The sequence below is a fragment of the Georgenia sp. Marseille-Q6866 genome (genome assembly GCF_965111665.1).
This window is the reverse complement of the sequence record NZ_CBCOOR010000003.1, coordinates 36,401-57,743: the sequence shown is the minus strand read 5'-3', so window position 1 is coordinate 57,743 and position 21,343 is coordinate 36,401. Positions and strand designations below refer to the sequence as shown.

At 73.2% G+C, this 21,343-nt stretch carries 16 protein-coding genes; 9 read left to right on the top strand and 7 right to left on the bottom strand.

Features of this window, described 5'->3' with window-relative positions; genetic code table 11:
* The first annotated feature begins 42 nt into the window (after positions 1 to 42).
* From glgX to ACWPXV_RS03550, 4 genes are all read left to right on the top strand, one after another.
* Positions 43 to 2,163: a glycogen debranching protein GlgX gene (glgX, locus tag ACWPXV_RS03565; RefSeq protein ID WP_454083937.1), complete on the top strand. Its 2,121-nt coding sequence runs from the start codon at positions 43 to 45 to the stop codon at positions 2,161 to 2,163.
* On the top strand, positions 2,160 to 4,679 hold the full coding sequence (gene treY, locus ACWPXV_RS03560; RefSeq protein WP_454083936.1) for a malto-oligosyltrehalose synthase: 2,520 nt from the start codon (positions 2,160 to 2,162) through the stop codon (positions 4,677 to 4,679). Before glgX ends, treY begins: the two co-directional genes overlap by 4 nt.
* Entirely contained in the window at positions 4,672 to 6,441 is a 1,770-nt protein-coding gene (treZ, locus tag ACWPXV_RS03555) for a malto-oligosyltrehalose trehalohydrolase (RefSeq protein WP_454083935.1), read from the top strand. The genes treY and treZ overlap by 8 nt, the downstream gene beginning before the upstream one ends.
* A 127-nt stretch (positions 6,442 to 6,568) precedes the next feature.
* A complete protein-coding gene (locus tag ACWPXV_RS03550) occupies positions 6,569 to 7,054 on the top strand; it encodes a hypothetical protein (protein WP_454083934.1) in 486 nt (161 codons plus the stop codon).
* A gap of 99 nt (positions 7,055 to 7,153) precedes the next feature.
* Here ACWPXV_RS03550 and ACWPXV_RS03545 read toward each other — a convergent pair whose 3' ends face one another.
* From ACWPXV_RS03545 to ACWPXV_RS03530, 4 genes are all read right to left on the bottom strand, one after another.
* Positions 7,154 to 8,182 carry a lipid II:glycine glycyltransferase FemX gene (locus ACWPXV_RS03545; RefSeq protein WP_454083933.1) on the bottom strand — a complete coding sequence of 343 codons (1,029 nt, stop codon included), beginning with the start codon at positions 8,180 to 8,182 and terminating at the stop codon, positions 7,154 to 7,156.
* A complete protein-coding gene (locus ACWPXV_RS03540; RefSeq protein WP_454083932.1) occupies positions 8,179 to 9,240 on the bottom strand; it encodes a lipid II:glycine glycyltransferase FemX in 1,062 nt (353 codons plus the stop codon). Before ACWPXV_RS03540 ends, ACWPXV_RS03545 begins: the two co-directional genes overlap by 4 nt.
* 73 nt (positions 9,241 to 9,313) lie before the next feature.
* Complete coding sequence (locus ACWPXV_RS03535; RefSeq protein WP_454083931.1) at positions 9,314 to 10,294, bottom strand: LLM class flavin-dependent oxidoreductase; 981 nt, start codon at positions 10,292 to 10,294, stop codon at positions 9,314 to 9,316.
* A gap of 55 nt (positions 10,295 to 10,349) precedes the next feature.
* Complete coding sequence (locus ACWPXV_RS03530) at positions 10,350 to 11,099, bottom strand: YaaA family protein (RefSeq protein ID WP_454083930.1); 750 nt, start codon at positions 11,097 to 11,099, stop codon at positions 10,350 to 10,352.
* Between the two features lie 38 nt (positions 11,100 to 11,137).
* Here ACWPXV_RS03530 and ACWPXV_RS03525 point away from each other — a divergent pair, with 38 nt between their 5' ends.
* A complete protein-coding gene (locus tag ACWPXV_RS03525; RefSeq protein ID WP_454083929.1) occupies positions 11,138 to 12,016 on the top strand; it encodes a putative RNA methyltransferase in 879 nt (292 codons plus the stop codon).
* A gap of 9 nt (positions 12,017 to 12,025) precedes the next feature.
* The gene (locus ACWPXV_RS03520; protein WP_454083928.1) at positions 12,026 to 12,583 is read left to right on the top strand and encodes a hypothetical protein; all 558 of its coding nucleotides are present in this window, start codon (positions 12,026 to 12,028) and stop codon (positions 12,581 to 12,583) included.
* A 25-nt stretch (positions 12,584 to 12,608) separates the two neighbouring features.
* On the opposite strand, the gene ACWPXV_RS03515 is transcribed toward ACWPXV_RS03520, so the two are convergent.
* Positions 12,609 to 13,862 carry a carboxylate--amine ligase gene (locus ACWPXV_RS03515; RefSeq protein ID WP_454083927.1) on the bottom strand — a complete coding sequence of 418 codons (1,254 nt, stop codon included), beginning with the start codon at positions 13,860 to 13,862 and terminating at the stop codon, positions 12,609 to 12,611.
* A gap of 91 nt (positions 13,863 to 13,953) precedes the next feature.
* Between ACWPXV_RS03515 and ACWPXV_RS03510 the strand changes: the two genes are divergently transcribed.
* From ACWPXV_RS03510 to ACWPXV_RS03500, 3 genes are all read left to right on the top strand, one after another.
* Complete coding sequence (locus ACWPXV_RS03510) at positions 13,954 to 14,529, top strand: DUF3000 domain-containing protein (RefSeq protein ID WP_454083926.1); 576 nt, start codon at positions 13,954 to 13,956, stop codon at positions 14,527 to 14,529.
* Positions 14,530 to 14,611: 82 nt separating this feature from the next.
* A complete protein-coding gene (locus tag ACWPXV_RS03505) occupies positions 14,612 to 15,841 on the top strand; it encodes an HRDC domain-containing protein (protein WP_454083925.1) in 1,230 nt (409 codons plus the stop codon).
* Between the two features lie 71 nt (positions 15,842 to 15,912).
* Positions 15,913 to 17,982: a 3-hydroxyacyl-CoA dehydrogenase NAD-binding domain-containing protein gene (locus ACWPXV_RS03500; RefSeq protein WP_454083924.1), complete on the top strand. Its 2,070-nt coding sequence runs from the start codon at positions 15,913 to 15,915 to the stop codon at positions 17,980 to 17,982.
* 84 nt (positions 17,983 to 18,066) lie between these two features.
* Here ACWPXV_RS03500 and pflA read toward each other — a convergent pair whose 3' ends face one another.
* Both pflA and pflB read right to left on the bottom strand, forming a co-directional pair.
* Positions 18,067 to 18,969, bottom strand: coding sequence for a pyruvate formate-lyase-activating protein (gene pflA, locus ACWPXV_RS03495; RefSeq protein WP_454083923.1), 903 nt, complete (start codon positions 18,967 to 18,969; stop codon positions 18,067 to 18,069).
* A 72-nt stretch (positions 18,970 to 19,041) separates the two neighbouring features.
* On the bottom strand, positions 19,042 to 21,303 hold the full coding sequence (gene pflB / locus ACWPXV_RS03490) for a formate C-acetyltransferase (RefSeq protein WP_454083922.1): 2,262 nt from the start codon (positions 21,301 to 21,303) through the stop codon (positions 19,042 to 19,044).
* Positions 21,304 to 21,343 lie beyond the last annotated feature (40 nt).

Sequence of the window (21,343 nt, the reverse complement as noted above, 5' to 3'; positions counted from 1 at the left end):
CACGGCAGGCCGAATCGCTGCAGCGATGAGAACCTATCGCTCATGCAGCCTTGGCCTGGACGTCCTTACCCCCTGGGTGCCACTTTTGACGGCACCGGCACCAACTTCGCGCTCTACTCCTCCGTCGCGGAACGGGTCGAGCTGTGCCTCTTCGACGAGGCCGGCAACGAGGAGCGGATCGAGCTCACCGAGGTCGACGGTCACGTGTGGCACGGGTACCTGCGCGCCGCCCAGCCGGGTCAGCGCTACGGGTACCGCGTGCACGGTCCGTACGACCCCGAGAACGGGCACCGCTGCGACCCGTCCAAGCTCCTCCTCGACCCGTACGCCAAGGCGATCGACGGGCAGATCACGACCGACCCCTCGCTGTACTCCTACCAGTTCGAGGACCCCGCCCAGCGCAACGAGGACGACTCGGCGGCGCACACGATGATGTCCGTCGTCATCAACCCCTTCTTCGACTGGGAGTTCGACCGCCCGCCGGGCCACGAGTACCACGACTCGGTCATCTACGAGGCCCACGTCAAGGGCCTGACCGAGCTCCACCCGGAGGTCCCGGAGGAGATGCGCGGCACCTATGCCGGCATCGCCCACCCGGCCGTCATCGAGCACCTCACCGCGCTCGGCGTCACGGCGCTCGAGCTCATGCCCGTGCACCAGTTCGTCAACGACCCGCACCTGCAGGAGAAGGGTCTGAGCAACTACTGGGGCTACAACACCATCGGCTTCTTCGCCCCGCACAACGCCTACAGCTCCCTCGGTGGGGCCGGGCAGCAGGTGCAGGAGTTCAAGATGATGGTCAAGGCCCTGCACGAGGCCAACATCGAGGTCATCCTCGACGTCGTCTACAACCACACGGCCGAGGGCAACCACCTGGGCCCGACGCTGTCCTTCAAGGGCATCGACAACGCCTCGTACTACCGGCTCGTCGAGGGCGACGAGGCGCACTACTTCGACACGACCGGCACGGGCAACTCCCTGCTCATGCGCTCCCCCCACACGCTCCAGATGATCATGGACTCGCTGCGGTACTGGATCACCGAGATGCACGTCGACGGCTTCCGCTTCGACCTCGCCTCGACGCTCGCCCGTGAGCTCCACGCCGTGGACCGGCTCTCGTCGTTCTTCGACATCATCCAGCAGGACCCGGTCATCTCCCAGGCCAAGCTCATCGCCGAGCCGTGGGACCTCGGTGAGGGTGGCTACCAGGTCGGTGGCTTCCCCCCGTTGTGGACCGAGTGGAACGGGCGCTACCGCGACACCGTGCGCGACTACTGGCGTGGTGAGCCGGCGACCCTCGCGGAGTTCGCCAGCCGGATCACCGGCTCGGCCGACCTCTACGAGCACTCCGGCCGCCGGCCGATGGCCTCGATCAACTTCGTCACCGCCCACGACGGCTTCACCATGCGCGACCTCGTCTCCTACAACGAGAAGCACAACGAGGCCAACGGCGAGGGCAACAACGACGGCGAGGAGCACAACCGCTCGTGGAACAGCGGCGCGGAGGGTGAGACCGACGACGCCGAGGTCCGGGCGCTGCGCCTGCGCCGGCACCGCAACTTCCTCGCCACTCTCCTGTTCTCCCAGGGCGTGCCGATGATCGCCCACGGCGACGAGCTGGGCCGCACCCAGCAGGGCAACAACAACGTCTACTGCCAGGACAACGAGCTGGCGTGGGTGGACTGGGCGCTGACCGACGAGCAGGAGCACCTGCTCGACTTCGCCCAGCGCATGGTCCACTTCCGCATGGCCCACCCCGTGCTGCGCCGTCGCCGGTTCTTCGCCGGTGACCCCGGCCACGGCGGCCAGTCCGAGGTCGGCGAGATCGCCTGGCTCAAGCCCAGCGCCGAGCCGATGGAGGACGAGGACTGGGACCAGTCCCACGCCCGCTCGATCTCCATCTTCTACAACGGTGACGCCATCCCCGAGCCCGACGCCCGTGGCGAGCGCGTGACGGACGACAACCTCCTCGTCATGCTCAACGCGGCCGCCGAGCCCGTCACCTTCACCATCCCGGAGGAGGAGTTCGGAGCGGTGTGGCGCACGGCGATCAACACCGACCCCACCCACACGGAGAACGGGGACTACCACCCCGGGGACACCCTCGAGGTGCTGCCGCACAACACCGTCATCCTCGTGTGCCCCCGCGAGGAGGAGGCGTGAGCACCCAGCCCACCGCCGCCTCCCGTCACCTGCCCTCGGCGGGCCACCGCCTCCCGGTGAGCACCTACCGGCTCCAGCTCGGGCCGGACCTCAGCTTCGCCGACGCCGAGCAGCTCGTGCCCTACCTCGTGGGGCTCGGCGTCACCGACCTGTACCTCTCCCCCGTCCTCGAGGCGGCTCCCGGCTCCACCCACGGCTACGACGTCGTCGACCACACCCGGATCTCGACCGTCATGGGCGGCCGGGAGGGGCTGGAGCGGCTGTGCACGACGGCGCACGAGGCCGGGCTGGGAGTCGTCGTCGACGTCGTGCCCAACCACATGGCCGTCCCGACGCCCGCCTGGCACAACCGCGCGCTGTGGTCGGTCCTCAAGGACGGGCCGGACTCCCCCTACGCCGCGTGGTTCGACGTCGACCTCGGGTCCGAGCGTCCCGGCATCCTCATGCCGGTGCTCGGCGAGCGGGTCGGCGCCGCCCTCGCCGGCGGCGAGCTGCGCGTGGAGCAGATGGTCGTGCCCTCCGAGCCCGAGCTCGGCGAGCAGCCCGTGCTGCGCTACTACGAGCACACCTTCCCGGTGCGGCCCAGCACCGAGCACCTGCCACTGGCCGAGCTGCTCGAGCGGCAGTTCTACCGGCTGTCCTACTGGCGGGTGGCCGACGAGGAGCTCAACTACCGCCGCTTCTTCGACGTCGACACCCTCGCTGCGCTGCGCGTGGAGGACCCGGACGTCTTCGACGCCAGCCACGCCCTGCTCCTCGACCTCATGCGCTCCGGGCACATCGACGCCCTGCGCATCGACCACCCCGACGGCCTGGCCGACCCGCGCGGCTACTTCGAGCGGCTCGACGAGGCCACCGGCGGCGCCTGGGTCGTGGCGGAGAAGATCCTCGAGGGCGAGGAGACCCTCGCCCCGGACTGGCCCGCGGCCGGCACGACCGGCTACGACGCCGCCTGGCGGATCAACTCCGTCCTCACCGACCCGGCCGGCTCCGGTGCGCTCGGCACCGCGATGACCGAGATCGCCGGCGACTCCCGCGGCGAGCTGGCCGAGATGATCACCGACGCCAAGCGTCAGATCATCAGCACCTCCCTGTACGCCGAGGTCCACCGCCTCGCCACGATCCTGCGCGAGCTGTGCGACGAGGACGTGCGCCTGCGCGACCACACCTACCGGTCCCTCGAGGACTGCGTCGTCGAGCTCCTCGTCGCCTTCGACCGGTACCGCGCCTACGTCGTCCCCGGCGAGCCGGCACCGCAGATGAGCGAGCGGGTCGTGCGCGAGGCCGCCGAGGAGGCCCGCACCCGGCTGGACGAGGACCGCCACGAGACGCTGGACGTCGTCGTCGACCTCGTCCTGGGCCACGAGGTCGGCAGCGCCGGCCGCACCCAGGACGCCCGCCGCGCCGAGCTCATCGTCCGCTTCCAGCAGACCTGCGGCGCCGTCATGGCCAAGGGCGTGGAGGACACCGCCTACTACCGGTGGACCCACCTCGTGAGCCTGTGCGAGGTCGGCGGCTCGCCGCGCCGCTTCGGCATCAGCGTCGACGAGCTGCACGCGTGGGTCGCCCAGACCATCAACGCGTACCCGGCGACGATGACGGCGGGCAGCACCCACGACACCAAGCGCGGGGAGGACGTCCGCGCCCGCATCGGGGTCCTCTCGGAGTACGCCGAGGAGTGGCTGGCGCTCGTGCGCCGGCTGCGCGAGGCCACGGCCGACATCCGGCCCGCGGACCTCGACGGCCGCGCGGAGAACCTCCTGTGGCAGGTCCTCGCCGGGACGTGGACCGACTCGGACCCGATGACGGCCGACCGCCTGCGCGCCTACCTCGTCAAGGCCGTGCGTGAGCAGAAGTCCTGGACGACGTGGACCGACCCCGACACCGCCCGTGAGGAGGCCCTCCTCGACTACGCGGCCGCGCTGCTCGAGCACCCGGCCGTCGTCGAGGCCCTCACCGAGTGGGAGCGGACGACGGCGGACGCCGTGCGTGCCGCGGTGCTCGGCACCAAGCTGCTCCAGCTCACCGTGCTCGGTGTCGCCGACGTCTACCAGGGCACCGAGGTGACCCGCACGTCGCTCGTCGACCCGGACAACCGCCGCCCGGTCGACTTCACCGAGCTGGCCCGCCAGCTCGACCGTCTCGACGACGGCGCCACGCCCAGCACGCTGGACGAGGTCAAGCTCGCGCTCACCGCCCGGGCCCTGCGCCTGCGCCGCCGGGAGGCCGCGGCCTTCGTCGGCGCGTCCTCGCAGTACCTCCCGCTGCCCACGTCCACCGGTCACGCGATCGCCTTCGCGCGCGGGGACGACTCCGGACCGCGCGCCGTCACGGTCGTCACCCGGATCGCGCGCGGGCTCGGCGCCCTGGGCGGCTTCGGTGAGCACACCGTCGTCCTGCCCGAGGGCCGGTGGCGCGACGTCCTCACCGGGCGCGAGGTGCCCGGTGGGTCGTGCCGCCTCGCCGACCTCCTCGACCCTCACCCCGTCGCACTGCTGGAGAGAGCCGATGACTGAGCCGCTCACCGTCTGGGCGCCCGCCGCCCGCACCGTCGAGATCAGCCTCCCGACCGGCCCGGACGACGACGCAGCCGAGCGCCGCCCGCTCGAGGCCCGCGAGAACGGCTGGTGGGCGACGCCGGAGCCGCTCGCCCCCGGCACGGACTACCTGCTCCACCTCGACGGCGGCCCCGGCCTGCCCGACCCGCGCAGCGCGTGGCAGCCGCACGGGGTCCACGGCCCCTCGCGGGTGTTCGACCCGGCCAGGCACGAGTGGCGGGCCGAGCACTGGAAGGGCCGCTCGAGCCTCGGCGCGGTGGTCTACGAGCTCCACGTCGGCACCTTCACCCCCGAGGGCACGCTCGACGCCGCGATCGAGCGGCTCGACCACCTCGCCGAGCTCGGCGTCGACATGGTCGAGCTCATGCCCGTCGCCGCCTTCCCCGGGCAGCACGGCTGGGGCTATGACGGCGTCGCGCTGTACGCGGTCCACCACCCCTACGGCGGACCGGAGGCGCTGCAGCGCTTCGTCGACGCCGCCCACTCCCGCGGCCTGGCCGTGTGCCTGGACGTCGTCTACAACCACCTCGGCCCGTCTGGGAACTACCTCGCGCCCTTCGGGCCCTACTTCACCGACCGGCACGAGACGCCGTGGGGCTCGGCCGTCAACCTCGACGGCCCCGACGCCGGCCCGGTGCGGCAGTACGTCGTCGAGAACGCGCTGCGCTGGCTGCGGGACTTCCGCCTCGACGCCCTGCGGCTCGACGCCGTCCACGCGCTCATCGACGACTCCCCGCAGCACGTGCTCGCGGAGCTGTCCGACGCCGTCGCCGAGCTCGAGCGCGAGGTGGGCCGCCCGCTGTCCCTCATCGCCGAGTCCGACCTCAACGACGCGCGCATGGTCACCCCCACCGCCGACGGCGGGCTGGGGATGACGGCGCAGTGGGACGACGACGTGCACCACGCCCTGCACGCCCGCCTCACCGGCGAGCAGCACGGCTACTACGCGAGCTTCGGGACCACCGAGACCCTGCGCACCGCGCTGGCCGAGACCTTCGTCCACGCCGGCACGTACTCCGAGTTCCGCGGCAAGGTCTGGGGCGCGCCCGTCCCGGCCGAGGTCGACACCCGCCGCTTCGTCGTCTTCAGCCAGAACCACGACCAGGTGGGCAACCGCGCCATGGGGGACCGCCCCAGCCGCGCGCTCAGCGACGGCCAGCTCGCCGTCTCGGCCGCGCTCACGATCCTCGGCCCCTACACCCCGATGCTCTTCATGGGTGAGGAGTGGGGCGCGACCACCCCGTTCCAGTACTTCACCGACCACGCCGAGCCCGAGCTCGCCGAGGCCATCCGCAAGGGCCGCCGCGAGGAGTTCGCCTCCCACGGCTGGGAGGACGTGTACGGCGGCGACGTCGAGGTGCCCGACCCCCAGTCCCCCGCCACTGTCGAGGCGAGCCGCCTCGACTGGTCCGAGCCCGGCCAGGAGCGGCACTCCCGGCTCCTCGCGTTCTACCGCGAGCTCATCGCGCTGCGGCACGCGGAGCCGGACATCGCCAGCGGCGTGCGCGTGGACACCGGCGTGACGACGTGCGACGACGGCGCCTGGATCGGCATGTACCGCGGCTCGGTCGCGATCATCGCCAACCTCGAGGAGGCGCCGCGCGAGGTCCGTCTGCGCGGCCAGGTCCGCGAGGTCGTCCTCTCCTGGACGGGCGAGGCGACCGCGGACGGCGAGACGCTGACCCTCCCGGGCCACGACGTCGTCGTCCTCCGCGTCTGAGGCGCCATCCCGCCCTGTCCCCGCCCCCTTCCGCCTGGGACGCACATATGGTCGTCTGGACGCACCTCCAGATCGCGTCCGCAGGACCGGAGGTGCGTACCAGACGAACGAGACACCTGGAGAAACAGTGCCGCAGACCGTCGTCATCCTGACCGAGGACACCCTCCTCGACACCGACGTCGCGCAGATCGTCGAGACCTACGCCGGGCGGGACGTGCGCTTCGAGGTGCTCGTCCCGGCCGACACCGAGCACAACGTCCTCCAGGAGGTCGTCAACGACCTCGGCCTGCTCGACCTGCGCCGGCTGTGGCACGACATCACCAACCCCGACCCGGACGACCGTGCGGCGCGGACCGAGGCGGCCGAGGCGCTGCGCCTGTCCCTCGAGCTGCTCGAGGCGGCCGGGGCGACGGCGGACGGCGTCGTCGTCGCCGACGACCCGCTGCCCGCCCTCAGCCAGGCGGTGGCGAACCACCGGGCCTTCGAGGTCGTCGTCGTGACGAGCCCCAAGCTCCTCGACGACACCTTCCGACGCGACTGGGCAAGCCGAGCCCGCGAGGCGTTAGGCGTCCCAGTCCTCCACCTCTACACGGGCAGCAGCATCGTCGGCTGACCCCTCCCCCACCCGCATATGCGGGATACCTGCAGCCGAGTCCCCCGAACGACCGTACTTTTCCCGCATATGTGCGAGGGGTGGGGCCGGGTGGGGCAGTTAGGCGCGGGCGCGGCGCTTCAGCTCGCCGAGCTTTGCGGTCGCGCGGCGCTTGGTCTCCAGCGCCTTGACCAGCGCCGTGTAGGCGCGCGGGTGGAGCGGCATGTCCCAGGCCGGGGAGACCTCGCTGATCTCCTTCTCGAACTTCGTCTTGAACTGGGTGAGCCCGGACAGCCCCGGGAAGCGCTCGGAGCCGGCGCCGGCGAGGTCGTAGGAGCGCACGCCCTCGGCGAGCAACGTGCGGATGACCTCCCAGTGGAGGAGGTCGGCGGCGTAGGCCCCGCGCGCCTCGGAGTTCGACGCGCCCACCGAGTACAGCGCGGCGCCGTCGTTGACGAGGACCAGCGCCCAGGCGAGGGCACGCCCGTCGCGGCGGGTGACGAACACGCGGGCGTGCTCGGGGCCGAGGGTGGAGAGCATGTCGAGGTAGCGCCGGGCGGGGTGGGGGCCGAAGCCCTCGCGCTCCCCCGTCTCGACGAAGACGTCGTAGAGCTCGGCGAAGGCGGCCTCGTCCAGGCCGGTCTCCTCGCCCACCGTGAGCGACTCGTCCTTGAGGGCCTTGCGGATGGCGCGGCGGCCCTGCTGCTTCATCGCGGCGAAGACCTCGTCCTCGCTGCGGTCGAGGTCGACGACCACCGTGCGGTCGTAGGTGATGCCCTGCATGACCGGGCGCAGGTCCGGCGCCTCGTGGCGCGCGTGGAGGCGGACGAAGACGAGCCGCGGGTCGAGGCGGCGCAGCTGCTCGCCCAGCTCGCGGCGCAGCGCGGCCTCCCGCTCCGGCGTCGGCTCCACGAGCCACACCGGCCCGTTCTTCGCCCACAGGTACCGGAAGCCACCCGGGCCGCGGACCTCGGCGAGGGTGACGACGGCGGCCGTGGCGCCGTCGTCATCGAAGGCGAGCCGGCCCCAGTGGGAGCGGCCGGGGACGACGGCGTCGAAGCCGGCCCAGACGGGCGCCTGCTCGACGGGCAGCGGGGTGCCCGCGGCCAGGGCGGTGTAGGTGGTGTCGTCGACGGGGCGCAGGGTCACGCAGTCTCCTCCTCGCGGCTGATGACGCGGCGTGCGGCGGGCACCGCGCGACGGGCGGTCGCGACGGCACCCCGCTTGGCGGCCAGGGCCTTGGTCAGCGCGGTGTAGGTCCAGGGGCGGACGGGGACGTCCCAGGCCGGGGCGACCTCCGTGGGCTCGGGGTTGAACTTCGTCTTCATCGTCGTCAGCGCCTCGAGCGAGGGGGCGAGCTCGGAGCCGATGCCCATGAAGTCGAAGCGGCGGGCCCCCTCGTCGCGCAGGGTGCGGATGATGTGCCAGTACAGCTGGGTGGGCGCGTCGTGGACGCGGCCGGCGGCGGTGCTCGCGGCGTAGTAGGCGGTCGCGAGGCCGTCGTGGACGGTGACGATGACCCAGGCCTGGACCTCGCCGTCGTGCCGCCCGACGAACAGGCGGGCGTGCTGCGGGCCGAGGGCGTCGAGCATGGTCGTGTAGACGCTCATCGGGTGGACGCCGAAGCCGTCGCGCTCGGCGGTCTCGCGCAGCACCTCGTAGAAGGGCGTGAAGTCCGCCGCGCCGGTCTCCTCGGTGCACTCGACGGGCTGCTCGCGCAGGCCCTTGCGCAGGTCGCGGCGGCCGCGCTTCTTCATGCCGGCGAGCAGCTCGTCGTCGCTGCGCCCGTCGAGCTCGACGACGACGGTGCGGTCGTAGGTCACCGACTGGAGGAGCGGGTTGAGGTCCTCGGTGCGGTGAGTGGCGTGGAGGCGCACGAAGACGAGCCGCGGGTCGACGGCGCGCACGCCGGTGACGAGCCGCTCGCGCAGGGCGCGCTCGAGCTCCGGCGTCGGCTCGGTGAGCCAGACCGGCCCGTGCTTGGCCCACAGGTAGTGGAAGCCGCGCCCGAGGTACTCCGAGAGGGCGACGACGGCGGCCGGCTCCTCGTCGACGAGGAAGGCGAAGCGCTTCCACGGCCGCCGTCCGGGGACGGCACGGTCGTAGGCGTCCCAGGCGAGGGACTGCTCCACCGGGAGGTCGACGTCCGCCGTCATCGCGGCGAACTCGCCGTCGTCCAGCGGCACGAGCCTGATGCTGTGCTCCACCTCATCCCCTTTCACGTCGCCCCCCACCCTAGGTGCGGTCGGGGGCGACGTGCGCGAGGCGGGCCGGGCCGGCTCAGGTGAGGTAGGCCTCCGCGAGCAGCTCGGCGGAGCGCAGCCGCTCCTCCACCGTGGGGCCCTGGTGGGCGACGATGATCTCGTCGGCGCCGGTCTGCTCGCCGAACTCGGTCACCTTGTCCCGCACGACGTCGGGGGTGCCGACGGCGCTGTAGGTCATCATCTGCGTGAGGTGGCGGCCCTGGGGCGAGGCGAGGAGCGCGTCGGCCTGCTCGTCGGTGTACTGGGTGCCCGGGCGCAGTAGCAGCGCGACGCGGCCTCGCATGACCTCCTGCTGCTGGCGCTCGGCGTCGGCCTGCTGGTCCGCGGCGACGACGTTGTAGGCGGCGATGACGTGCGGCTTGTCGAGCTGTGCGGAGGGCTCGAACTCCCGCCGGTACAGCGCGATGGCCTCGTGCAGCGCGGCGGGCGCGAAGTGGGAGGCGAAGGCGTAGGGCAGGCCGAGCGTGGCGGCGAGCCCGGCGCCGAAGAGCGAGGAGCCGAGGATGTAGAGCGGGACGTCGGTGCCCTTGCCGGGGTAGGCGTCCACGCCCGGGATGCGCGACTGGCCCTGGAGGTAGCCCTGGAGCTCGAGGACGTCCTCGGGGAAGGTGTCGGCGGAGCTGTTGTCCCGGCGCAGGGCGCGCATCGTGTTCTGGTCGGTGCCCGGCGCGCGGCCCAGCCCCAGGTCGATGCGGCCCGGGTGGAGCGTCTCGAGGGTGCCGTACTGCTCGGCGATCGTCAGCGGCGAGTGGTTGGGGAGCATGACGCCGCCCGAGCCGAGGCGGATCGTCCTCGTGTGCGCGGCGACGTGCGCGATGAGCACGGACGTGGCCGAGGACGCGATGGCGGCCATGTTGTGGTGCTCGGCGTACCAGACCCGCGTGTAGCCCGTCTCCTCGGCCTTCTGCGCCAGGGCGACGGTCCCGGCGAGGGACTCGGCGACGGTCTGGCTGCGGCCCACGGTGGCGAGGTCGAGGATGGAGAGCGGGAGAGGCATCGGGCACCTTTCGTCGAGGGGTGGTCTACCCGGGTCCAACCGGGACCGCCCGCTTCTATTCCGCGGTGACGTCCAGCACCCAGGCCTTGCCCGGGCGCGCGGGCGCGGTGAGGCCGACGACCGTGAAGTTGCCCGCCAGCTCCTCGGCCAGCTGCTCCGGGGTGCGCGGGGTGGCGCCGGTGCGGCACAGGTGGCCGGCGACGAGCCCGCGGGTGTGCTTGGCCATGTGGCTGGCGCCCGGGACGCGGACCTGGACCCACTTCTCGGCCGCGGCGCCGCGCGGGGACCCGGCGGCAGCGTAGGTGGAGGAGCGGCAGTCGACGACGACGCCGTCACCGGCCGCCGTCGTCAGCGTCGCGTCGAGGTGCTCGCGCCAGAAGCGGGCGAGCGGGCCGGTGCCGGGCAGCGTGACGTTCATCGCGAGGCGGTAGGGCGCGACGCGGTCGCCCATCCGCAGGGCGCCGTGGAGCGCGGAGACGACGACGAGCCACCGGCCGGCCCGGCGCCGGGCGGCGGTGTCCATGCCGGCGAGGTCGAGGGCGTCGTAGAGGACGCCGGTGTACAGCTCGCGCACCGGCAGCGCGGGCGCGGTGTCGAGGCGGAGGTTGCCGGCGACCTCCTGCGCCAGGCTCGCACCGACACCGAGCACCTCGAGGGCGTCCGGGCGGGCGCTCACGGCGGCGAGCTCGGCCGCGACCGTGCGGCGCGGTCCGACGAGCTCGCGGAAGCTGAGCTCGGCCGGGTCGGCCGGCTTGCCCCTGCTGCGGGTGGACTTGGACTCCGAGGGCGGCAGGAGGATGAGCACCGGACAACTCTAGGTGACCCCATAGGCTGGCGGCCGTCATGGAGAACCCGCGCATCGACCTCGTCCTGCCGCACCTGCGCTGCCCGGTGTGCGCCGCCCCGCTCACGCGGACGGACCGCACGGTGCGCTGCGCCGAGGGCCACGGCTTCGACCTCGCCCGGCAGGGCTACCTCACCCTCCTGGCGGGCGGCAGCCGCGCCGGCCAGGGCGACACCGCGGACATGGTCGCCGCCCGCGAGGCCTTCCTCGGCCGCGGGCACTACGCACCGATCGCCGACTCCCTGGCCCGGGCGGTGGGCACCGTCCCGGCAGCCGACGACGACGGCGCCCCGCCCCTCGTCGTCGACCTCGCGGGTGGGACCGGCTACTACCTCGCCACGGTGCTCGACGCGCTCCCCCGCGCCGTCGGGGTCGACGTCGAGCTCTCGCCCTACGCCGCCCGCCGCGCCGCCCGCGCCCATCCCCGCCTCGCGGCGGTGCGCGCCGACGTCTGGCAGCGCCTGCCGCTCGCCACCGGCTCGGCCGCGGCGGTGCTCAGCGTGTTCGGGCCCCGCAACCCCCCGGAGATCGGGCGGGTGCTCGCGCCGGAGGGGCGGCTCGTCGTCGTCGCCCCGGCCCAGGACCACCTGGCGGAGATCATCGGGCCGCTCGGGATGATCGGCGTCGCGCCGGACAAGGCGGACCGGCTCGCCCGGCAGCTCGCCGACTTCACCGTCGTCGAGGAGCGGGCGGTGCGGTACCGCGCGGCGATGACTCGCGAGGACGTCACCCTCGAGGCCCTCATGGGCCCCAGCGCCCACCACGTCGACCGGGACGCACTCGCCGCTGCCGTCGCGGCCCTGCCCGACGCCGTCGACGTCACCGTCTCGGTCACCGTCTCCGTCCATCGGCACGCGGCGCGGCAGCGGAAGCCCTAGGTTCGCGGTGTGAGCCCACCACCGCCCCTGCCCGGCCTCGGCCGGCTCGTGTCGGCCATGCTCAGCGCCCGGACCGACCGGGTCCACGCCCGCGGCGCCGGCGTCGAGGCCGGGACGCCGTCGTCCGAGGAGTACTGGCGGCACGGCAGGCTGGCCCGGCTCGTCACGGACGGTAGCACCGTGACGACCGGCCCGGCGGGGTCGCGGGTCGCGGTGCGGGGGCGCCGGGTCGAGACGGGCCCGCCGCTCCGGGGCTGGCTCGGGTGGACCGACCGGCTCCTGCAGCCCGAGCGGCTCCACGTCTGGGGCAGGCCGGGCGAGGACTGGCGGCTCGGCGAGGTCGTGGGCTGGTCGCCCTGCGCCGCCGGCTGCGTCGTGGTGTCCCTCGACCACGTCGAGGACGGGCGGCGGGGCGAGGCGCACGTCGACCCGCACAGTGGGCGGGTGCTGCTCCTCGACCTGCCGGGCGTCGTGCGCTGGCAGCTCACCGGCGTCGACGACAACCCCGACGTCGCGTCCTGGCCGCAGGACCGCTGGTTCACGGCCGTGCGCGAGTCCGGCGCCTGACACTGCGCCCGCCCGACGCCCCGACTCAGAGCCCGGTGGGCGTGGGCTCCGGGTAGTGCTCCGTGAAGTCCCGCACGAGGTTGGCCGTGGAGGCGGCGCGGTAGAAGCCGCGGCGCGGGTCCCGGTCGAGCGGGTAGGCCAGCGGGTGGGTGAAGCGGCGGGTGCGGTGGATGCGCCCCACGCGGCGTCGCAGCTCGGGGTCGGTGAGGTAGCGGCGCACGAGCCGCCACGGCAGGTAGGAGTAGACCCCCACCTCCTGCTCGGGCCGGTACAGCGGCCCGGACGCGGGGGCCGCGCCGAGCTCGGCCGCGAAGTCCGCGACGACGGCGCGGGCGGGGTTCCGTCCCGCGACGTTGAGGAAGTAGTTCGGCCGCCCGATACGCGGGTTGAGGTCGAGGAAGTGCGCGCGGCCGTCGCGCGGGTCGACCTTGACGTCGAAGTTCGCGAAGCCGGTGAACCCGAGCTCACCGAGGACCGCCGCGGCCTGCGCCTCGATCTCCGGCTGCGCCTCGGTGAGGATGGTCGCCGAGTTCCCGATCATCGTCGGCGCGTGCAGCTGAAGGAGCAGCTGCCCCGACGCCATGAGCGTCACCTCGCCGGATCGGTCGACGTAGCAGGTGACGGTGCGGCCCTGGGTGTCGTCGCCGGGGATGAGCTCCTGGACGAGGACCACGTCGCGCAGCCCAGCCGCGGCGAGGCGCCGCAGGACGGCGTCGGCCTCCGCCTGGGTGGCGGCGCTGTAGACCTTGCGCTTGCCCTCGTAGGACAGGAGGAGGTGCTCGGCGCTGACGGCCGGCTTGAGCACCACGGGGAAGGTGAGGTCGAGCCGCGGCGGTGCCCACCCGCCGTCGTCGGCGGCGGCGAGGTCGACGGCGCGGGTGGCCGGCGTCGCGACACCCAGCCGCTCGCAGGCCGCGGCCAGCACCTCCTTGTCCCCCGCGGCGGTGAGCACCTCGTTGGACGCGTAGGGGATGACGTAGTGCTCCTCGAGGACCGCGCGGTGGCGCACGAGCATCTCCACCTCGTGCTCGGCGTTGACGAGCAGCAGGAGCGGGGTGCCGGCGTGCTGCCGGGCGACGTCGACGAGGGCCGCGACGGTCTGCTCCTCGCTCGCACCCGCCCCGACGAGGACGTTGTCGAGGATGCGGGAGTGGTCGACCGGCCCACGGCTCTGGTTGGACACGACGATCGAGCGGACGCCGTACGCCTCGTGGAACGAGCGGGCGATCGAGTACACGCCAAGGTCGGTGCCGAGCAGGACGGGACGGAAGTCGGCCACGGGCGCTCCTCCGGGGTTGGGCGGCGGGGGCCCGGCGAGTCTACCGGCGCGCCACGACCGCGTTCCGTGCGTGCCGCCCTAGCCTGGGGGCGTGAACAGCGACGGTGCGCAGGTTCCGCCCGCATTCGAGGAGGCGCTCCTCAGTCTGCGCGGGCTCCGCCAGCGGCCCGAGGTGCGCCTGGAGGAGGTGCCCGCCCCCACGCGGATCGCCCCGTACGCCCTGGCGCTCACCGCCGAGGTCAACCCGACGGCGGAGCCCGAGTCGCTCCTCGGCAGCGGACGCTTCGTCGTCCTCCACGACCCCGAGGGGCAGAGCGCCTGGAACGGGACCTTCCGGGTCATCGCCATGGCCCGCGCGCGGCTCGAGGACGAGCTCGGTGCCGACCCGCTCCTCGGCGAGGTCGGCTGGGCCTGGCTCACCGACGCCCTCGCCTCCGCCGGCGCCGGCTACCACTCGCTGTCCGGCACGGTCACCCGCGTGCTGTCGGAGAGCTTCGGTGGGCTCGTCCTGCGCGACCAGGACGTCGAGATCGAGGTGCGCGCGTCGTGGTCGCCCAACACGACCGACCTCGGGCCCCACCTCATGGCCTGGACCCAGCTCGCCTCCTCCGCCTGCGGCCTCGAGCCGCTGCCCGACGGCGTCACCGCGCTGACGCCGCGCCGCTGAGACGAGCGGTGTTCGTCACGGTCTCGGCCCGAACCGCGCGCCTGTACGGCCGACGGGCCGCGCCGGGCTTACCGTGACCCCCATGACCGAGCCCGTCGACGTCGAGACGCCCCAGCTGGTCCCCGTCACCGAGCCGCGCGAGGGCACCCCGCCCGTCATCACCACGCGTGAGGGCCTCGCCCGCGCTGCCAAGGCCCTGGCTGCGGGCAGCGGCCCGGTCGCCGCCGACGCCGAGCGCGCCTCGGGCTACCGCTACGGCCAGCGCACCTACCTCGTCCAGCTCCGGCGCGAGGGTGCCGGCACGCTCCTCATCGACCCCATCGCGACCGGTGAGCTCCACGAGATCGGGGAGGTGCTCGACGGCACCGAGTGGGTGCTGCACGCCGCCAACCAGGACCTGCCCGGCTTCCACGACCTCGAGATGTACCCCACCTCCCTCTTCGACACCGAGCTCGCCGCGCGGCTGCTCGGGCGCGCCAAGGTCGGCCTCGGCGCGATCATCGCCGAGGAGCTCGGCTACTCCCTGGCCAAGGAGCACTCCGCGGCCGACTGGTCCACCCGGCCGCTGCCCGAGGACTGGCTGCGCTACGCCGCCCTGGACGTGGAGTTCCTCATCGAGCTGCGCGACCGGCTGGCCGCGGCGCTCGAGGAGGCCGGCAAGCTCGAGTGGGCCCGCCAGGAGTTCGAGGCCGTGCGCGTCGCACCGGACCCGTCCCCGCGCGTGGACCCGTGGCGGCGCACCTCCGGCATGCACGCCGTCCGCGGCGGCCAGGGGATCGCCGTCGTCCGCGAGCTGTGGGAGGCGCGTGACGAGCTGGCCCGCAAACGCGACCGCTCCCCCGGCCGCGTGCTCCCCGACCGCGCCATCGTCGCCGCCGCGCTCGCCCTGCCCCGCAGCGAGCGGGCGCTCGTCGCGCTCCCGGAGTTCTCCGGCAAGGGCACGCGGCGCTCCAGCGAGTACTGGTGGTCCGCCGTCGAGCGGGCGCTCGCGCTGCCCGCCTCGGAGCACCCGCCGCGCCGGCTGGCGTCGACGACCGGCACCCCGCCCCCGCCGCGCGCGTGGGCGGAGAAGGACCCGGCCGCGGCGGGGCGCCTCGACGCCGTCAGAGCCGCCGTCCGCGCCCTCGCCGAGGAGCACGACGTCCCGCAGGAGAACCTCCTGTCCCCCGCCGTCCAGCGCCAGATCGCCTGGACGCCGCCGGACGTCGTCGACGAGACGTCGGTGCGCGCTGCGCTCGAGGAGCAGGGCGCCCGTCCGTGGCAGGTCGAGCTCACGGCGGCGCCGCTGGCCGAGGCGATGCGCAACGCCTGACCCGCGGAGGGAGACGCCGGGCGAGGTACCCGGTACTGTCGGTCGTCGGTACCCATCACAAGGGAGTGACGATGACACCCACCACGACGATCAGCGTCGAGAACGTCTCGCTGGCCACCGGCACGCTCGCGCTGGTCACCATGGCCGGGACCGACGGCCGGCCCGCCACCCTCGGCCCGCGGAGCATCGCGGCCCTCGAGGAGGCGCTGACGGCCTGCGCCACCCGCCTGCACGACGGCGAGATCACCGCCGTCGCCCTCACCGGCACGCCGGGCTGCTTCGCGGCCGGCGCGGACCTGCGCGCCGTCGGCTCGATGGCGCGCGTCGAGGACGCCCGCGCGGTGGCCGAGGCCGGGCACCGCATCGTCACCCTCCTGGGCGACCTCCCGAGCTTCGCCCTCCTCAGCGGCCTCGCCCTGGGCGGCGGTCTCGAGCTCGCCCTTGCCTGCCGCTACCGCGTGGCGGCGGCCGACGCCGCACCGCTCGGGCTGCCCGAGACGTCCCTCGGGCTCGTGCCCGGGTGGGGCGGGTGCTACCTCCTGCCCAGGCTCGTCGGCCCCGAGGCTGCGCTTCAGGTCATCCTCGACAACCCGGCACGCCAGCGGACTCTCGACGCGCAGCAGGCCCTGGACCTCGGCCTCGTCGACAGCGTCCAGCGTGGCGGGGACGACTTCCGCGACGGCGCGCTGGCGTGGGTCACCGAGGTGCTCTCCGGCGCCATCGACCCGGTCCGCACCGACCACACCTCCGACGCGGAGGCGTGGGAGCAGGCTGTCGGCGCGCGCCAGGGGCTCGTGGCGCGCCGCACCGAGGGCGGGGCGCCCGCACCGCAGCGCGCGCTGGAGCTCGTGGCCGCCGCCCGCACCGCCTCGCGCGCGGAGGGCTTCGCCGCCGAGGACCTCGCGCTCACCGAGCTCATCATGTCCGACCAGCTGCGCGCCGGCCTCTACGCCTTCGACCTCACCCGCAGCCGCGCCCGCCGGCCCGCCGGCGCGCCGCCCGAGGAGCTCGCGCGGCCGGTGCGCCGCGTGGGCCTCCTCGGGGCGGGACTCATGGCCAGCCAGCTCGCCGTCCTCCTCGCCCGGGCGCTGCGCGTGCCCGTCGTCATGCGCGACCTCGACGACGACCGCGCTGCCGCCGGCCTGCGCCACGTCCACGAGCAGGTGGCCCGGCTCGAGCGCTCGGGCCGGCTGGACGAGACGCGGGCGGAGGAGCTGCGGGCCCGGGTGACGGCCACTGCGGACCTGTCCGAGCTCGCCGGCTGCGACCTCGTCGTCGAGGCCGTCTTCGAGGAGCTCGCCGTCAAGCAGCGGGTCTTCGCCGAGGTCGAGCCCGTCGTCGGGCCCGACTGCGTCCTCGCGACGAACACCTCCGCCCTGTCCGTCACCGAGATGGCGGCGGGGCTCGAGCACCCCGAGCGGGTCGTGGGGCTGCACTTCTTCAACCCGGTGGCGCAGATGCCGCTCGTCGAGGTCGTCCGCACCCCGCACACCTCCGAGGCCGCCTACGCGACCGCCTTCGCCGTCGCCGCCGGGGCCCGCAAGAGCGCGATCGCCTGCCAGGACGCGCCGGGATTCGTCGTCAACCGGGTGCTCGTACGGCTGCTCGGCGAGGTGCTCGGCACCCTGGAGGAGGGCACGGAGGTGTCCGTGGCGGACCGTGCGCTGCGCCCGATGGGCCTGCCGATGGGACCCTTCCAGCTCCTCCAGCTCGTGGGGCCCGCGGTCGCGATGCACGTGCTCGACGAGCTGCGCCACACCCTCGGGGACCGCTACCCGCACTCGCCGGGGCTCGAGCGGATGGTCGCCGAGGGCGAGCGCTTCACCGTGGACGAGCGGCCGAGCGCCGCCTCGGCCGTGCGCGAGGACCTCGACCGGTTCTTCGGCTCCCGGCCGCTGCCCGAGCCGCTGGACGCCGACGGCGTCCTCGAGCGCGTGCGCCGCGCCCTCGCCCAGGAGGTGCGTCTCCTCCTCGACGACGGCGTCGTGGCCGACGCCCGCGACGTCGACCTCGCCATGGTGCTCGGTGCCGGCTGGCCGCTCCACAACGGCGGCATCACCCCCTACCTCGACCGCACAGGGACGTCCGAGGCCGTGACCGGCCGCCGCTTCTTAGAGCGAGGGGTAGCCACCCTCCCCTAGCCCCCCTTGTTCCGCATATGCGGGAAAAATGCGGCTCTGTCCGCCGGACGGCTGCGCTTTTCCCGCATATGCGGAAGGGCGGGGTCAGTAGGTGGTGAGGCCTCTGCTCCGGAACTGGGTCCGGACCCTGTCCACCAGCTCCGCCGACGGCGGCTCGGTGTCGCCCAGCTGGTAGGTGGCACCGAGGCGCTCCCACTTGTCGCGGCCCATCTGGTGGAAGGGCAGCACCTCCACCCGCGTCACGGTGGACAGGCTCGCGACGTAGTCGGCGACGGCCTCGACGTTGTCGTAGCCGTCGGTGAGGCCCGGCACGAGGACGAAGCGCACCCAGATCTCCTTGCCGTGGGCCACCAGCTTGCGGCCGAAGTCGAGCGTGGGCTGGAGCTCACGTCCCGTCGTCGCCCGGTACACGTCGGGCAGGCCGGACTTGACGTCGAGGAGGACGAGGTCGAGCGCGTCCAGCAGCCGGGTGCTCGCGTAGGAGCCGAGGAATCCGGAGCTGTCGATCGTCGTGTGCACGCCCATCGCCCGGGCGCCCTCGAGGAGCCGGGTGAGGAAGGCCGGCTGCATGAGCGGCTCCCCGCCGGAGACTGTGAGCCCGCCGCCGGTGGCCTTGAAGACGGGCACGTAGCGCCTGACCCGGCGCAGCAGCTCGTCGACCCGGACGGCCTCGCCGTCACGCATGCGCAGGGTGTCGGGGTTGTGGCAGTAGAGGCAGCGCAGGGGGCAGCCGGCGAGGAAGACGGTGAGCCGGGTGCCGGGGCCGTCGACCGCCGTGACGAGCTCCCAGGAGTGGACCGACCCGATGTCACCGGCGCGGACGGCGGCGAGGTGCTCGCTGCGGTCCATCTCCTCCACCGACGCGAGGCCGGCGGTGCCGGCCGAGCGCCGCAGCCGGGGCACGGCGTCCTCGGGGACGGCCACGTACTCGCCGTTGATGCCGTCGGGGGCGACGACGCCGGTGACGAGGGTCTGCTCCTGGCTCATCGGTTCCCTCCCCTGACGACGACGGAGTGGTGGGCTCCCGGCCCGCTCGGGTGGCGGGCCGGGAGCGGGACGTCAGACCTGTCCGTGGAAGGTCCTCGAGATGACGTCGAGCTGCTGCTCGCGGGTGAGCCGCACGAAGTTCACCGCGTAGCCGGAGACGCGGATGGTGAGCTGGGGGTAGTTCTCCGGGTGCTCCATAGCGTCGTAGAGCGTGTCGCGGTTGAGGACGTTGACGTTCATGTGGAAGCCCTGGGAGCCCATGTAGGCGTCGAGCAGGCCGGCGAGGTTGGTGACCTGCTCGTCCTTGGTGCGGCCCAGGCCGGAGGGCACCACGGTGTTGGTCAGCGAGATGCCGTCCTGCGCCTCGGAGTAGGGCAGCTTCGCCACCGACAGCGCCGAGGCGAGCATGCCGTGGGTGTCGCGCCCGTTCATCGGGTTGGCGCCAGGGGCGAAGGACTCCCCCGCGCGGCGGCCGTCGGGGGTGTTGCCGGTGTGCTTGCCGTAGACGACGTTCGAGGTGATCGTCAGCACCGACTGGGTGTGCACGGCGTCCCGGTAGGTGGGCTGGCGGCGGATCTTCGCCATGAAGCGCTCGACGAGCATGATGGCGATGTCGTCGACGCGGTCGTCGTCGTTGCCGAAGGTCGGGAAGTCGCCCTCGACCTCGAAGTCCACGACGAGGCCGTCCTCGCGCCGCACCGGCCGCACGGTCGCGTACCGGATCGCCGAGAGCGAGTCGGCGGCGACGGACAGGCCGGCGATGCCGCAGGCCATCGTCCGCAGGACGTCGCGGTCGTGCAGCGCCATCTCCAGGCGCTCGTAGGCGTACTTGTCGTGCATGTAGTGGATGCAGTTGAGCGCGTCGACGTAGGTGGCGGCCAGCCAGTCGAGCAGGACGTCGTAGCGACCCAGCACGTCGTCGTAGTCGAGGACGTCGCCGCTCGCCGGCTCGGTGACGGGAGCGATCTGCTTGCCGCTGATCTCGTCACGGCCGCCGTTGATCGCGTACAGCAGCGCCTTGGCGATGTTGACGCGCGCCCCGAAGAACTGCATCTGCTTGCCGATCCCCATCGCCGAGACGCAGCAGGCGATGCCGGCGTCGTCACCGCACTGCGAGCGGATGAGCGAGTCGGACTCGTACTGGATCGCGGAGGTGTCGATCGAGACCTGCGCGCAGAAGCGCTTGAAGCCCTCGGGCAGGTCCTCGCTCCACAGCACGGTGAGGTTGGGCTCGGGCGCAGGGCCCAGGTTGTACAGGGTCTGGAGCATCCGGAAGGAGTTCTTCGTGACGAGGTGGCGCCCGTCGTCGCCGACGCCGCCGATCGACTCGGTCACCCACGTCGGGTCACCGGAGAAGAGCTCGTCGTACTCGGGGGTGCGCAGGAAGCGCACGATGCGCAGCTTGATGACGAAGTCGTCGATGATCTCCTGGGCCTCGGACTCGGTGAGGACGCCGGCGGCGATGTCCCGCTCGAGGAAGATGTCGAGGAAGGTCGAGGTGCGGCCCAGCGACATGGCCGCGCCGTTCTGCTCCTTCACCGCGCCGAGGTAGGCGAAGTACAGCCACTGGACGGCCTCGCGGCCGGTGCGGGCGGGGCCGGAGATGTCGTAGCCGTAGGAGGCGGCCATCTCCTTGAGCTCCTGGAGAGCGCGGATCTGCTCGCTGTTCTCCTCGCGGTCGCGGATGACGTCCTCGACGGAGCGCTGGGTGTCGAGGAGGGCGCGGTCGGCCTTCCTCGCCTCGATGAGGGCGTCGACGCCGTAGAGCGCGACGCGGCGGTAGTCGCCGATGATGCGCCCGCGCCCGTAGGCATCGGGCAGGCCCGTGACGATGTGGGCGCTGCGGGCGCGGCGCACGTCGGGCGGGTAGACGTCGAAGACGCCCTGGTTGTGGGTCTTGCGGTAGGTCGTGAAAATCGTCTCGAGCGTCGGGTCGACCTCGTAGCCGTAGGTCTCCAGCGAGGTCGCGACCATGCGCCACCCGCCGTAGGGCATGATCGCGCGCTTGAGCGGGGCGTCGGTCTGCAGGCCGACGATGACCTCGCGGTCCTCGTCGATGTAGCCGGGCGCGTGGGCGGTGATCGTCGACGGTGTCGTCGCGTCGACGTCGTACACGCCCTTCTCGCGCTCCTCGGGGAACATCGCCGACAGGGTGCTCCACACGTGCGTCGTGCGCTCGGTGGGCCCGGCGAGGAACGAGCTGTCGCCGTCGTAGGCGGTGTAGTTGCGCTGGATGAAGTCGCGGACGTCGACGCTCTCCTGCCACGGGCCGGGTGCGAAGCCCTGCCAGGCGTCCGCGGTCTGCTGCGCCGTGTGGATGGTGGTCGTAGCCATTGCTGTCTCCCTCTCCTCCCCGGCGGGTGCCGGTAGGACC